The 13,867-nt window shown below is 62.7% G+C and carries 7 protein-coding genes; 5 read left to right on the forward strand and 2 right to left on the reverse strand.

Going from position 1 to position 13,867, the window contains the following annotated elements; all coding sequences use genetic code 11:
- Window positions 1–46 precede the first annotated feature (46 nt).
- The 3 genes from V6L75_RS09730 to V6L75_RS09740 are packed head-to-tail and all read left to right on the forward strand — an operon-like array spanning window position 47 to window position 5,124.
- Complete coding sequence (locus tag V6L75_RS09730) at window positions 47–733, forward strand: response regulator transcription factor (RefSeq protein WP_334251317.1); 687 nt, start codon at window positions 47–49, stop codon at window positions 731–733.
- Window positions 717–2,180: a sensor histidine kinase gene (locus V6L75_RS09735; protein ID WP_334251318.1), complete on the forward strand. Its 1,464-nt coding sequence runs from the start codon at window positions 717–719 to the stop codon at window positions 2,178–2,180. Before V6L75_RS09730 ends, V6L75_RS09735 begins: the two co-directional genes overlap by 17 nt.
- Window positions 2,143–5,124, forward strand: a complete 2,982-nt coding sequence (locus tag V6L75_RS09740) for a bifunctional [glutamine synthetase] adenylyltransferase/[glutamine synthetase]-adenylyl-L-tyrosine phosphorylase (RefSeq protein WP_334251319.1) — start codon at window positions 2,143–2,145, stop codon at window positions 5,122–5,124. Before V6L75_RS09735 ends, V6L75_RS09740 begins: the two co-directional genes overlap by 38 nt.
- A gap of 91 nt (window positions 5,125–5,215) precedes the next feature.
- Here the strand turns inward: V6L75_RS09740 and V6L75_RS09745 are convergent, their stop codons facing one another.
- The gene (locus V6L75_RS09745) at window positions 5,216–7,528 is read right to left on the reverse strand and encodes an ATP-binding protein (RefSeq protein ID WP_334251320.1); all 2,313 of its coding nucleotides are present in this window, start codon (window positions 7,526–7,528) and stop codon (window positions 5,216–5,218) included.
- 207 nt (window positions 7,529–7,735) lie between these two features.
- Entirely contained in the window at window positions 7,736–10,369 is a 2,634-nt protein-coding gene (pepN, locus tag V6L75_RS09750) for an aminopeptidase N (protein ID WP_334251321.1), read from the reverse strand.
- A gap of 187 nt (window positions 10,370–10,556) precedes the next feature.
- On the opposite strand from pepN, the gene V6L75_RS09755 reads away from it, so the two are divergent.
- Entirely contained in the window at window positions 10,557–11,735 is a 1,179-nt protein-coding gene (locus V6L75_RS09755) for a CaiB/BaiF CoA transferase family protein (protein ID WP_334251322.1), read from the forward strand.
- A gap of 98 nt (window positions 11,736–11,833) precedes the next feature.
- A complete protein-coding gene (locus tag V6L75_RS09760; protein WP_334251323.1) occupies window positions 11,834–13,708 on the forward strand; it encodes an adenylate/guanylate cyclase domain-containing protein in 1,875 nt (624 codons plus the stop codon).
- The last annotated feature ends 159 nt before the right edge of the window (window positions 13,709–13,867 follow it).

Genomic DNA, 13,867 nt, shown 5'->3' on the forward strand with positions numbered 1-13,867 from the left:
CTTCTTTCCGGTTCTTTCCGGGCAAAAGCTCAGGTAAAAGATTGGCATGCTGAAAATTCTCATCATCGAAGACGACAAGCAAGCAGCCGCCTATGTTGCCAAGGGGCTGCGCGAGGTCGGCCACTCTGCAGATCTTGCCGCCGATGGCGAGGAAGGGCTGCAGATGGCGCAGGACAGCCGTTATGACGTGCTGATCGTTGACCGTATGCTGCCGCGCCTGGATGGTCTTGCGATCATCCAGTCCCTGCGCAAGAGCGGCGACCACACGCCCGTGCTGATCCTCTCAGCGCTCGGCCAGGTCGATGACCGGGTGACGGGTCTCAGGGCAGGGGGGGATGATTATCTGCCCAAGCCTTTCGCCTTTACTGAGCTTCTGGCCCGTGTCGAGGCGTTGGGGCGCCGGCCCAAGGCCGGTGGCGACACCGAGACGACCTACCGGGTTGCGGATCTTGAGCTTGACCGCCTGGCCCACCGCTGCACCCGCAGCGGCAAGGATATTCCTCTGCAGCCGCGCGAGTTCCGCCTGCTTGAGTACTTGATGCAGCATGCCGGTCAGGTGGTAACGCGCACCATGCTGCTGGAGAATGTCTGGGAATATCACTTCGATCCCCAGACCAACGTGATTGACGTGCATGTGTCCCGGCTGCGGTCCAAGATCGACAAGGATTTTGAGGTGCCGCTGCTTCACACTGTCCGTGGTGCGGGATACACGATCCGTGACAGCGCTGGCTAGGCTCATCCGCACGACGGCGTTCAAGCTGTCGCTGCTTTATCTGGCCGTGTTCACCGCGCTGTCCGGGTTTCTGCTTTTTTCCATTTCCAGCAACACCAACACGCTGATCACCGGTCAGGTGGTGCAGACCGTTGATGCGGAAATCGAAGGTCTCTCTGACCAGTTCGCACGCGGCGGGGTGCGGGCACTTGTTTCCGCTATCGATGCCCGCGCAAGCCGCCCTGACGCCAGCATCTATCTTCTCATCGATTTTGCTGGAAACGCTCTAGCCGGCAATATTTCCCGGCTCCCGACGACCGTGCTGGAGGAGGCGGATGGCGGCGTGCGCAGGGTGACTTATTTCCGCCGCGAGGCCGATGGCGAGGTCAACCGGGAAAGCGAACGGCAAGCGGTTGTCCGCACCTTCGAAATTCCCGGCGGCTTCCGTTTGCTGGTCGGGCGGGATCTGGGTGAACAGCAGCGCTTCAAAGAAGTGCTGGCCGGTGCCATGCGGGTTTGGCTGCTGGTGGTTCTGGCCATGGCGGGTGTATCGTGGCTCTTCGTCTCGCGCTATGTGTTGCGCCGCATCGATGCCATGGCGGCGACCAGCAACCAGATCATGGAAGGCAATCTATCCCGCCGGCTGCCAGTCGCAGGTAATGGTGATGAATTTGACCGTCTGGCCCTCAGCCTCAACGGCATGCTGGAGCGGATCGAGCAGCTGATGCAGGGCCTGCGCGATGTGACCGATAACATTGCCCATGACCTCAAGACTCCGCTCACCCGCATGCGCACCCGCATCGAGGCGGCCTTGCGCGACGGAGAAACCGGGGCCGATTACCGCCAGGCCATGGAAGAAACGCTTGAAGACTGCGATGGCCTTCTGCGGATCTTTGATGCCCTGCTGCGGATTGCCCGTGTTGAATCCATGTCGCCGGAGGCTGGGCACGCACACGTCGATCTGAAGCAGGTGGCGCTTGAAGTGGCGGATCTTTATCAGCCCGTCGTCGAGGATGACGGGGGAAGCCTAACTGTCGTGGGGGATGGTGAATTCCAGGCTCTGGCCAACCGCGAGCTCGTCGCCCAGGCTCTGGTCAACCTCATTGAGAATGCTTTGAAATACGGCCAGCCCGAGGATGGACAGCCGCTTGCGATCACCTTAAAGCTCGAGCAGGAGCATGACCGGATCGCCATAAGCGTCGCTGACAACGGGCGGGGCATTGAAGAAAAGGATCGCGGGCGTGTTCTGGACCGCTTTGTCCGGCTGGAGGAGAGCCGGACCGAGCCGGGATACGGGCTGGGCCTGAGCCTTGTGAAGGCGATTGCCCGGCTGCATGGCGGCTCTCTTGCACTGGGGGATGCCGGGCCAGGGCTGGTTGCGAGGATTGATCTTCCGGCAGCTCAAGTAGACATGCCGGGAGGCGCAAGACGTGACGACAGAAGCAGGGAAGCTGGAAGCCGGAGCTGAAAAGGGGCCGCTGCGCCATCGCATCAAGGTCGTTCCGCGGCCACAGTCTCCCGAAAGGGCCGAGAGCGTTCTCTCCGATCTGCTGATCCGGGCAGCGGAGGACGCAAGCACTTCGGATCTTGCGGCATGGCTCGATCAGGACCCTCAGCTTTGTGCGTTTCTCGCCGGTGTCTTTGCCAATGCTCCTTATCTGCGGGAACTTGCCATGGTGCGCCCGCAGCGTTTGCAGCGCGTTCTGGGGGAGGATCTGGAAGGCCTGATCTCCGGCACGATCCTGGCTGCCCGGGAGGCGCGGCCTGCTGATGAGGCCGGGCTGATGCGCGAATTGCGCCAGCTCAAGCAGGATCTGGCCCTTGCCGTTGCCCTAGCCGACATTGGCGGGGCGATTGACCTTGATGATGTGACGCGTGCGCTGGCCGAACTTGCCGATGCCAGCCTCACTGCGGCCATCCGCCTGTGCCTGCGGGAACTGGCCGCGCGCGGCAAGTTCTCGCCGCAGGACTTGGACGAGCCGGAAAAAGGCTCCGGCCTGATCGTTCTTGCCATGGGCAAGCACGGTGCCTTCGAGCTGAATTACTCCAGTGATATCGATCTGATCGTCTTCTATGATCCGGAGATTGCGCCGCTTTCCGCCAATGCCGAGGCTCCGGTGGAGTTCGTGCGCCTGACCAAGCGGCTGGTTAAGATCATGCAGGAGCGCACGGCGGACGGCTATGTCTTCCGCACCGATCTGCGCCTCCGGCCGGACCCCGGGGCAACGCCTGTGGCCATCTCTGTACCTGCGGCGCTCGCCTATTACGAAGCGCTGGGTCAGAACTGGGAGCGTGCGGCGCTGATCAAGGCGCGGCCTTGCGCCGGTGACATTCCGGCGGGCGAAGCCTTCCTGCACGAGATTGTGCCCTTTATCTGGCGCAAGTATCTGGACTTTGCCGCCATTGCGGACGTGCATTCCATCAAGCGGCAGATCCACATGCACAAGGGGCACGGCAAGATCGCCGTTGCCGGGCACAATGTGAAGCTGGGCCGGGGCGGCATCCGCGAGGTTGAATTCTTCGTCCAGACCCAGCAGCTGATCGCAGGCGGGCGCAATCCCGAACTGCGCGGGCGGCGCACGCTCGACATGCTCGACCGGCTGGTCGCCTTCAACTGGATCAAGCCGGACACCCGCGATGACCTGAAGGAGGCTTACCGCTTCCTGCGCAAGGTCGAGCATCGCATCCAGATGCTCAATGACGAGCAGACGCATCTGCTGCCGCAACTGGGCGAAGGCCTTCAGCGTGTGGCTTTCCTCGCCGGGTTCGAAGATCTGCCATCCTTCGAGGCCGAGTTGCTGAAACAATTGCAGACCGTGCAGAGGCATTATGCCGGTCTGTTTGAGGATGAGCCGGAGCTGGCGTCGGATCTGGGCAATCTTGTCTTCACCGGCGACGACGATGACCCGGACACGCTGGAAACCCTCTCCCGTCTCGGCTACCGCCAGCCTTCGGATGCGGCGAAGATCATCAAGGCCTGGCATTTCGGCCGCTATCCGGCCATGCGCTCGACCAAGGCGCGCGAACGGCTGACCGAGCTGCATCCGGCGCTGATCTCGGCGCTTGCCCGCAGCGACAATGCTGACGCGGCATTGCGCGCCTTCGACGCGTTCCTGGCCCGTCTGCCGGCGGGCGTGCAACTTTTCTCCCTGCTGCGCTCCAACCCCCAGCTTCTGCATCTGATGGCGACGGTCATGGGGTCCGCCCCGCGCCTCGCCGAAACGGTGGCGCGCCGGGTGCATGTGCTCGATGCGGTGCTGGACCCGGCCTTCTTCGGCGCAATGCCCAGCCGCGAGGAGTTCCGCGCCGGTCTTGATCAGACGCTTGCTCTTGCCCGCTACTATGAAGAGGCGCTGGACAGGGCGCGCATCTTTGCGCAGGAGCAGCAGTTCCTGATCGGCCTGCGGCTGCTGTCTGACACCCTGTCGGCTGATCAGGTCGGCCATGCTCTGGCCCGGCTTGCCGAAGTGGTGCTGGACCGCATTCTGGCGCGGGTCGTGGAGCATGTCGCTGCATCTCATGGACATGTGACGGGCGGGGAGTTTGCGCTTCTGTCCATGGGCAAGCTCGGCGGCGAAGAGATGACGGCCAGCTCCGATCTGGATCTGATCCTGCTCTATGACGTGCCGGAAGATGCTACCGGCTCTGATGGCGCGAGGCCGCTGCCGGTCAGCCAGTACTATATCCGCCTGACCCAGCGGCTTGTGACGGCCCTGTCCGCACCTACGGCGGAAGGCAGCCTCTATGAGGTGGATTTCCGCCTGCGCCCCTCAGGCAATGCCGGTCCGCTGGCCACCAGCATCACCGCCTTTGAAACCTATCAGCGCAACGACGCCTGGACATGGGAGCATATGGCGCTGACCCGGGCGCGCGTGCTGACCAGCTCGTCGGAAGCCTTCTCCGCCAAAGTAACCGCCTTCCTGCAGGAAATCCTCTGCCGGCCGCGCGAGGCGCAGAAGATTGCCGCTGACGTGGCATCCATGCGCGGGCGTATCGAGAAGGAGAAGGGCACCAAGGATATCTGGGATTTAAAGCAGGTCGCAGGCGGGCTCGTCGATATCGAGTTCATCGCCCAGTATCTGCAGCTGGTGCATGGCCACGCCCATCCTGAGGTTCTGGCCCAGAACACGGAGACTGCCCTTGGCCGGGCGCTGGAACTCGGGCTCCTCAACGCAGATGATGCGGGCGGGCTCTTGCAGGCGTTGCGGCTCTATCACCGCCTGACCCAGATCCTGCGCATGACGCTGACGGGTAAGTTCCAGCCGGTCGAGGCGCCGGGCGGGGTACTCGCGCTGCTGCTCAACGCAGCGGCAGCCCCCGATCTCGCCCGTCTTGAGGTGGAGCTTGCCGAGACGCAGGCCAATGTCCGTGGCATCTTCGAAAGGCTGGTCGGCCCGGTCAATCCGGACTGACATCCTCTCTTTCCTGAACGAAGAAGAAAAAATCCCGGGATGCGCTTCGGTGCATCCCGGGATTTTTTTGTTTCAGGAAGCTGTTCCTGCTTCACGCCGCCACGGCGTCCTGTGTCAAAGGCAGTGTGAAGGAGACAGTGGTGCCCTGACCCGGAACGGAGTCGATCATCATGGCGCCGCCCTGCATTTCGATCAGCGACCGGGCGATGGCGAGGCCGAGGCCCGAGCCCTTGTGCGTCTTGGTGAACTGGTTCTCCACCTGGACGAATGGCTTGGCGAGGCGTTCCACGTCCGACTTGCGGATGCCGATGCCCGTGTCCGTGACTTCGATCCGGGCAAACCCGTCCGCAGTCGTGGCCTTGAGGCGCACCTCGCCGTGGTCCGGCGTGAACTTGATGCCGTTGGACAGGAGGTTCAACAGCACCTGCTTGAAGGCGCGGCGGTCGGCGGTGATATCGAGCCCGTCCTCGACTTCGCAGGTGACCTCGATGTCCTTCTCCTGTGCCGGAGCGCGGATGATGCGCACGGCTTCTTCGATCACCGACTGGGCATCGAAGGGCGTCATGCTCATGTCCATGCGGCCAGCTTCGATCTTCGACATGTCGAGGATGTCGTTGATCACGTTCAGCAGGTAGGTGCCGCTTTCGTAGATGTCGCGGCAGTATTCTGCGTAGCGCTCCGAGCCGATGGGGCCGAACATGGCCTTGTCCATGATGTCGGAGAAGCCGATGATGGCGTTCAGCGGCGTGCGCAGTTCATGCGAGATATTGGCCAGGAACTCGGACTTGGCGCGGTTGGCGTTCTCCGCGTTGGTCTTTTCCTGGGCGTATTTGTCGGCCAGTTCCACCAGCTGCTGCGCCTGCATTTCCAGCGTCTGGCGCGACTTGCGCAGGTCCGAAACGGTGGCCATCAGGCGCCGCTCGCTCTCCATCAGCCGCTCTTCCTGCCGCTTCAGCGGGGTAATGTCCGTGCCCACCGAGACGAAGCCGCCGTCCTTGGTGCGCCGCTCGGAAATCTGCAGCCAGCGGCCATCATCCAGCTGCGCTTCATAGGCGGTGTTGCTGCCCGGGATCAGCGTGGAGGGCAGGGAGGGCACGGTCTTGATGTGCGAGTTGCGCGCCGCTTCCATGACGGTCGTGTAGGGCGTGCCGGGGCGCACCACCGTTTCGGGCAGATTATGCAGCGACTGGTAGTTCGAGTTGCAGATCACCAGCTCGTTATCCGAGTTCCACAGCACGAAGGCTTCGGAGATCGTCTCGATGGCGTCACGCAGGCGCAGGTCGGCGGTGCGGCCCTGCTCGGCAAGCTGATGCTGCTCGGTCACGTCGATGCAGATGCCGATCAGGTGCGGCTCATGGCGGCCCGGCTCGGTCTGGACTTCGCCACGGGCCCGCAGCCACACCCAGGAACCATTGGCATGGCGCATGCGGAACATGCGGTCCACCGTCGTCTCGCCATCCGCCAGCAGGCTTTCGGCCAGAGCGTAGAGGTTGATGTCTTCCGGATGCGTCAGGTCCGAAATCTCGGCAAAGCCAAGGATGTCGTCCTTCGGCTCGCGGCCCAGCAAGTGGTAGAGCGAGGCAGACCAAAAGATGCGGCCGCGCGACAGGTCCCAGTCAAACAGGCCGCAGCGGCCATGGGTCAGGGCCGTGTCGATGCGGCTGCGGGTGGCGGCGTAGATTTCGTCAGCCTGCTCGGCACGGGTGGCTTGCGCAAAGAAGCCGTAGATCATCACCAGCAGAACCGTCGAAGTGCCGACGAAAAGGGTGACGTTGGTCGATACATCCGAGCGCCATCCAGCAAAAAGCTGATGTTCGGGCTGCATCACTGCAACCATACCCAGCCGTCCGGCCAGATGGTGCACGGTGGCCAGGGCGGCCTCGTCGCTGCCCTTGTTGATCGTGAGCACACCGGCGCGGGCGCCAAACACCGTCAGCGGCTGCGAAGGGCCGAAGAGGTCGGCAATCATCGTGCCTTCCAGCTCGGGACGCATCGGGGAAGAGGCGACGATCTGGCCTTCCGGATCGGTCAGCAGGATCTGGCGGCCTTCGCTGGTGGCGCCGGCCGGCAGGGCATCGGCCAGCACGCGCTGCAGCGCGGTCCGGTAGCCCACTTCCGGCATGGCGCTCTCCTCGCTGACGAGCCGCGACGACAGGACCGAGGCGATCAGCGCGATCTTGTCGCGCGCCTGCTGCTCGGTTTCCTGATAGGCGAATGTCAGCTCCAGCACGCGGTAGAGCGCAAGGCTGGCAATGAAGACGAGGCAAAGCGCCGGGATCAGGCGGCGGAACAGGGGTTCGGTCCGCAGCAGCCGCTGATAGGTCGGCTGCGCCAGAAGCCGGATATGCCCCGTCAGGGAGTTGGCGGCCTTGTTGGATCCAGTGATTTGGGCAAGGCGTCGCATGGACGCGCTGCCGGCAAAAGCCCGCGCCATCGGCAAGGTCCCGATTGTGGTGAATTTCGTTGATCCGGTAATTGGTTACGTCCGAATCAATTGCATTTGAATCCAGCTTTAATGGTTTGTCCAGATGCAAAATGAAAAAAATGGTTAACGCCAGGGGCTTGGCAAAACCTCTGGCGTTAACCTCTTCCGGTGTGGTTTTTGTGCAGTTCAGGCGAGGCAGCGTTCCACGATGTCGCTGCAATCGCGCGACAGGCCCGGCTGCGCCGCGATGGACTTCAGCGCCGCTTCGGCAAGCGCCGCGCGGCCCGGCTCATAGGCCTTCCACGAGCGGAACACCGTCAAGAGCCTTGCGGCCACCTGCGGATTCTTTGGGTCCAGCCGCTTGATTGCCTCTGCGGCAAAAATGAATCCGGCCCCGTCTGCCCTTGCAAATTGCGACTGGTTTCCGGTGGTGAAGGCGCCGATCAGCGCGCGCACCCTGTTGGGGTTGAACCAGTCGAAGGCGGCATGGTGGGTTAGGCTGTCGGTGGTTGTCAGTGCGGAAGGATGCGGCCGAGTGGCCTGCACGGTGAACCATTTGTCCATCGCCAGCGCATGGCCCCCATGCCGCGCCTCGAAACTGAGCAGCGCCTCTTCGGCCGCCGGTAGCCCTTCGTGAACTGCGGCCGTCAGGGCGGCCAGGCGGTCGGTCATGTTGCTGGCGCTCCGCACGGCACGGGCCACAAGCTCCGCAGCTTCTGGCAGCCCGGAAGCTGCGGCATAGCTCAGGCACAGGCCTTTCAGGGCGCGCCGTCCAGCGCTGGCTGCATCCGGGCGGAAGGGGCCGCCGTCATCCAGCCTTGCAACCATTTCTGCAAGACGTGCCCCATGCTGATGGCCGATGGTCTGGCGCAAGGTCTTGCGTGCGGCAAGGATCGCGTCCGTATCCACGTTGCTGCCAATGTCGCGGGCAAGGTCTGCCTCGCCCGGCAGGGCCAGGATCTGCGCACGGAAGGCATGGTCCAGGTCCTCATTGCCCAGAACATCTCCCAGCGCATTCACCAGAGCCATGTCGCAGGTGAGCGTTCCACCCCGGCGGGCCTCCTCGTAAAGGCGCATCAGTTCGCGCGTTGCCAGATCCTGTCCGGCCTGCCAGCGGTTGAAGGGATCGCTGTCCTTGCGCAGCATCATCAGCAGACCGGCTGGTGTCAGCCCCGCCTCCAGCTTCACCGGCGCAGAGAAGCCGCGCAGCAGCGAGGGCAGGGGCTTTTCGAAGATGCCTTCGAAGGTGAAACTCTGCCGCTGTTCCGTCAGCACCAGTACGCCTTCCGGGCCGCCATCCCGCCGCTCCAGCGGCAGGTCCGTGCCATCGGGTCCGAGGAGGCCGAAGCTGACAGGAATTTCGAAGGCATCGCATCCGGCATCCTTCGCTGCCTTGGACAGCTCCTGCGTGAAGGTCAAAGTCAGGCGTCCGGCAGGCGCATCATGATGAACGTCTGCCTGCAGGCGGGGCGTGCCGGGATGGTCGTACCAGCGGGCGAATTGCGTCAGATCCCGCCCTGAAGCCTCGGCAAAGCAGGCAATGAACTCCTCGATGGTCGCAGCCGTTCCATCATGCCGCTCCACATAGAGGTCAAAGCCTTTGCGGAACGCCTCAGCCCCCAGCAGGGTCTTGAGCATACGGATGATTTCGGCGCCTTTTTCGTAGACAGTCGCCGTATAGAAGTTGTTGATTTCCTTGTAGATGCGCGGCCGTACCGGGTGGGCGAGGGGGCCTGCATCCTCCGGGAACTGGTGTGAGCGCAGCAGCCGTACATCGGCGATGCGCTTCACCGGGCGCGAGCGCATGTCCGAGCTGAACTCCTGATCGCGGAACACGGTCAGCCCTTCCTTGAGGCACAGCTGGAACCAGTCGCGGCAGGTGATGCGGTTGCCGGTCCAGTTGTGGAAATACTCGTGCGCGATCACGGCTTCCACGTGGGCATAGTCCTGGTCGGTCGCCGTTTCCTCATCGGCCAGAACGTATTTGTCGTTGAAGATATTGAGGCCCTTGTTTTCCATCGCGCCCATGTTGAAATCGGAGACGGCAACGATGTTGAAGACATCAAGGTCATATTCGAGGCCGAAGACCTCCTCGTCCCAGATCATGGAACGGCGCAGGCTGTCCATGGCCCAGCCGCACATGTGCTCCTTGCCGGGCTCAACATAGATGCCGAGTTCCACCGCACGGCCCGAGCGGGTGGTGAAGGTCTCCGTGAGCCGGGCGAGCTTGCCGGCGACCAGCGCAAACAGATAGGCGGGCTTGGGGTGCGGGTCATGCCACACAGCATAGTGGCGGCCGGTGCCCTTGATCCGCCCGTGCTCCACCGGGTTGCCGTTCCCCAGCAGCACCGGCGCCTCTGCCTCATTGGCTTCGATCCGGGTGGTGTAGATGCTCAGCACATCCGGCCGGTCGAGGAAATAGGTGATGCGGCGGAAGCCTTCGGCCTCGCACTGTGTGCAGTATGTGCCGGACGACCGGTAGAGCCCCATCAGCGTACTGTTGGCCTCCGGATTGAGGCAGGTCACGAAAGTCAGGGTGAAGGGCGCCTGCGGCGCTTGTTTCAATTCAAAACGGTTGGGTGAAGCTTCATAGCTATCCCTGTCCAGCCGCTCGCCATTCAGATGCACTTCCAGCAGAGCCAGGCCATCGCCGTCCAGAATGAGGGAACTGCGATTCTGGTCGGAAGGCTCTATCTCGAGCGTGGCCGTTATCCGCGTGTCATGCGGCGCCAGATGCACGTCCAGTGAAATGCGGGGAATCTGGAAGGCAGGAGGCCGGTAGTCTTCGAGGCGTATGATGGCGTTTTCCTGCGATGACATGGGGCACTCCTGAAGGCTCGCTGAGTGCCTGTTCAAACAGACCCGGGGGCCGCTTGCAACCCCGTGAAAAAGCGAAGGCCCCGCCTGCTGCTGGTTTGCATCTGTCAGGCCGCAGATTGTGGTGATTGCGCCAATGCGTCCAAGGCGCTACGCAGGGGCCGGAAATCGTTGATGAGGAGATTCCATCGTGGGCGCACCGCTCGAAGGCCTCAAGGTACTGGAACTTGCACGCATTCTGGCAGGCCCCTGGGCCGGGCAGACGCTGGCAGACCTCGGCGCGGATGTGATCAAGGTGGAAAGTCCCGCCGGAGACGACACCCGCACGTGGGGGCCTCCCTTCCTGACCGGCGCAGATGGTGAGCCGTCCGATGCGGCCTATTACCATGCCTGCAACCGCGGCAAGCGCTCCATTACGGCGGATTTTACCACGCCTGAGGGCCAGGCACTGGTGCGCCGCCTTGCGCAGGATGCTGACATTCTTATCGAGAACTTCAAGGTCGGCGGCCTCGTGAAATACGGCCTGGACTATGACAGCCTCAAGGAAGTCAACCCGCGGCTGATCTATTGCTCCATCACCGGCTTCGGCCAGGATGGGCCCTATGCCCACCGGGCCGGCTATGACTTCATGATCCAGGGCACCGGCGGGCTCATGGACCTCACGGGAGACCGGGATGGTGAACCGCAGAAGGTCGGGGTCGCAATTGCCGACATCTTCACCGGCGTCTATGGCGTCATCGGCATTCTGGCAGCGCTTCGCCGCCGCGACATGACCGGTGAGGGCGAGCATGTGGACATGGCGCTTCTGGACACGCAGGTGGCGGTGCTTGCCAATCAGGCGGAGAATTACTTCATCTCCGGGAAGGCACCGCGCCGTCTCGGCAACGCTCACCCCAACATCGTTCCCTATCAGGTCTTCCCTTCCAGTGACGGGCATCTGATCATTGCGTGCGGAAATGATGGCCAGTTCCAGCGCCTGTGCGGTATCCTCGGCTGCCCGCAGTTTGCGGCAGATCCGGCCTATGCCACCAACGCAGGCCGCGTTGCCGGACGCGATGTTCTGGTGCCGCAGCTGGCGGAGCTCACGGCCCGCTTCACGCGGGATGATCTTCTGGCTGCGCTTGAGACGGCAGGCGTGCCTGCCGGTCCGATCAACACGGTCGCGGATGTCTTCGAGGACCCGCAGGTTCTGCACCGCCAGCTCAAGGTGGAGCTGCCGGCAACGCATGTCGCCGCCGGTTCCGTGCCTTCGGTGCGCACGCCCATCCGCTTCCGCAACGCGGAGCTGTCCCTCAAGACGGCTGCGCCTGGCCTTGGCGAGCACACGGCGTCGGTGCTTGCTGAAATTGGCTGGGAGAAGAATGAATAGGCGCCTTCACGTTTGCATTGCCCTGCAAAGCGGGACAAGGATGTGAGGGAAGCTGAGAGCGGGGCAGGTGCCACAGGTCTTTGGAGGACGATGCGGAATTGAATATCTTCCGGATTTTCGGCGGCAGACGGCGTAATTTTGCGCTGACCCGCATCGTGAGCTTCAGCTTCGGGCTTTTGATGGCCTCAGGCATGGCGCTGGTGCTCTTTATGTCCGTGAAGGCCAATTTCGAGAACACATTCTCCTTGCTCAATGATAAGGCAATCCTGACCATCCAGAGCATGGAGCGGCAGGTGCGAGGCCATCTGGATCAGGTCGAGGACGCTGCCACTGCACTCAAGCAGCTCTTTGACGAGGGAAAGATGAAGCCTGAGCCCAGCGACCAGACGCTGGCCGATCTCAGTGCCGCTGCCGCTGCCAACGGGCGCATTTCCGTGATCGTCATCCGGGATCTGCGCGGCAACAGATTTGGTATTTTCAAGGCGGACAACGGCAAGCTCTGGCCTTTCAAGGAGGCCGCTGACGTTCCGGGCCGCGCACCGGACAGTCTGCCACGTCTGGAGCCATCGTCCCGCCCGGTGTGGGGGCAACTGGTCACACATCCAACCGGTGTCTATGCCAATGTGACGGTCCCTCTGCTGAACGATGGGGAGACTGTCGGCTATCTGACGGCGGCAACCTCCCTTGCCAGCATCGGCGAAGCCGTCAAGGCGCTGGACGAAGGGCCTGATACCACGACGTTCGTCGTCACATCCGAGGGGCAGGTTCTGGTGCACTCCGACCAGCACCTGCTGATCACCGGTGCGGCCCCGGCTAAAGCGCCTCCAGCCAGCCTGGAGGAGTTTGGTGATCCTGTGCTATCCGGCATTGCTGCGGGTCAACGTTATCCCACTTTCCAGCGTGCTGCTGATCTTGGCATCGAGGTGCTCGGCGTGGAAGCGGCGGATCAGGAATTCATCGTCATGCGGGTGCCTGTCACGGGCTACAGTCCGGAGCCGTGGATCATTGGTCAGTACTTCCGCGCAACATCCGTCTCGCGGGAGATTCAAAGGGTGTCCGGTTCCGCCCTTGTGGGAATTGCAGCCATCGTTATCGGCGTCTTGATTGCGGTCTGGCTTGGCCGCCGCGTCGCCCGGCCTTTGCGGCTTCTGGCAGCCCAGTCCGAGCATGTGGGCCGTCTTGCCCTGGATGAGGTGACGCCTCTGCCGAGGAGTCGCGTCAAGGAGGTCGATCAGGTGGCGTTGGCGTTCAATGCCATGGTCATCGGCCTCAAGGCCATGAACACCTATGTGCCGCGCTCCCTGTTCCGCAAGCTCATGCGCATTGGTCTGGAGCAGGCGGCGCTTGCGCGCGAGGCGGAATTGAGCATCCTCTTCACGGACATAATGGGCTTCACCTCCCTGTCCGAGAGCCTGACGGCATCGGAGACAGCGGCGATGCTGAATGAGCATTTCGCCATTCTGGTTGCGGCCGTGGAGGAGGAAGGCGGTACCGTCGACAAGTTCATTGGCGATGGCATGATGGCCTTCTGGGGCGCTCCAGATGCGCGGGCGGATCACGCCCTCGCGGCCGCTCGAACCGCCCAGAAGATCGGGCAGGCAATCATGGAGCAGAACCGGCAGCGCAGGGAAAAGGGGCTGGTTCCGGTTCGTGTGCGCGTCGGCCTTCATTCCGGGCCGGTCGTGGTCGGCAATGTCGGGGCTCAGGACCGCTGGAACTACACGATTGTCGGCGATGCGGTGAACGTTTGCGAAAGGCTGCAGTCGCTGGGGCGTGAGTTCGCCGGGACGGAGGATGCGATCGTTCTGCTCAGCAACGCCACCGTCCGGCAGCTCCCTGAGGGGGCCTGTGTCGAGCGCGTTGGAAACCAGAAGCTGCGCGGCCGCAGCGGGGATGTGGAAGTCTGGAAACTGGACCTGCACGGGCCGGTTCTTGCTGCCCAGCCGGCCAAAGGCGCGTCGGCCGCCGAATAAGTCCCCGTCAGCACTGCATTTCTCCGGAAGATCAACGCCTGTCTCTTGCCGCCGGGTATTCTGTGCGGATAGGCTGGACATGTGATGGCCGTCACGGAAGCGGCATGACTTCCCTATACCGTAATGAATACAGGTATGACAGGGTAAAGCATGCCATGA

It is taken from the genome of Pannonibacter anstelovis, from assembly GCF_036881715.1.
Classification (GTDB): domain Bacteria; phylum Pseudomonadota; class Alphaproteobacteria; order Rhizobiales; family Stappiaceae; genus Pannonibacter; species Pannonibacter anstelovis.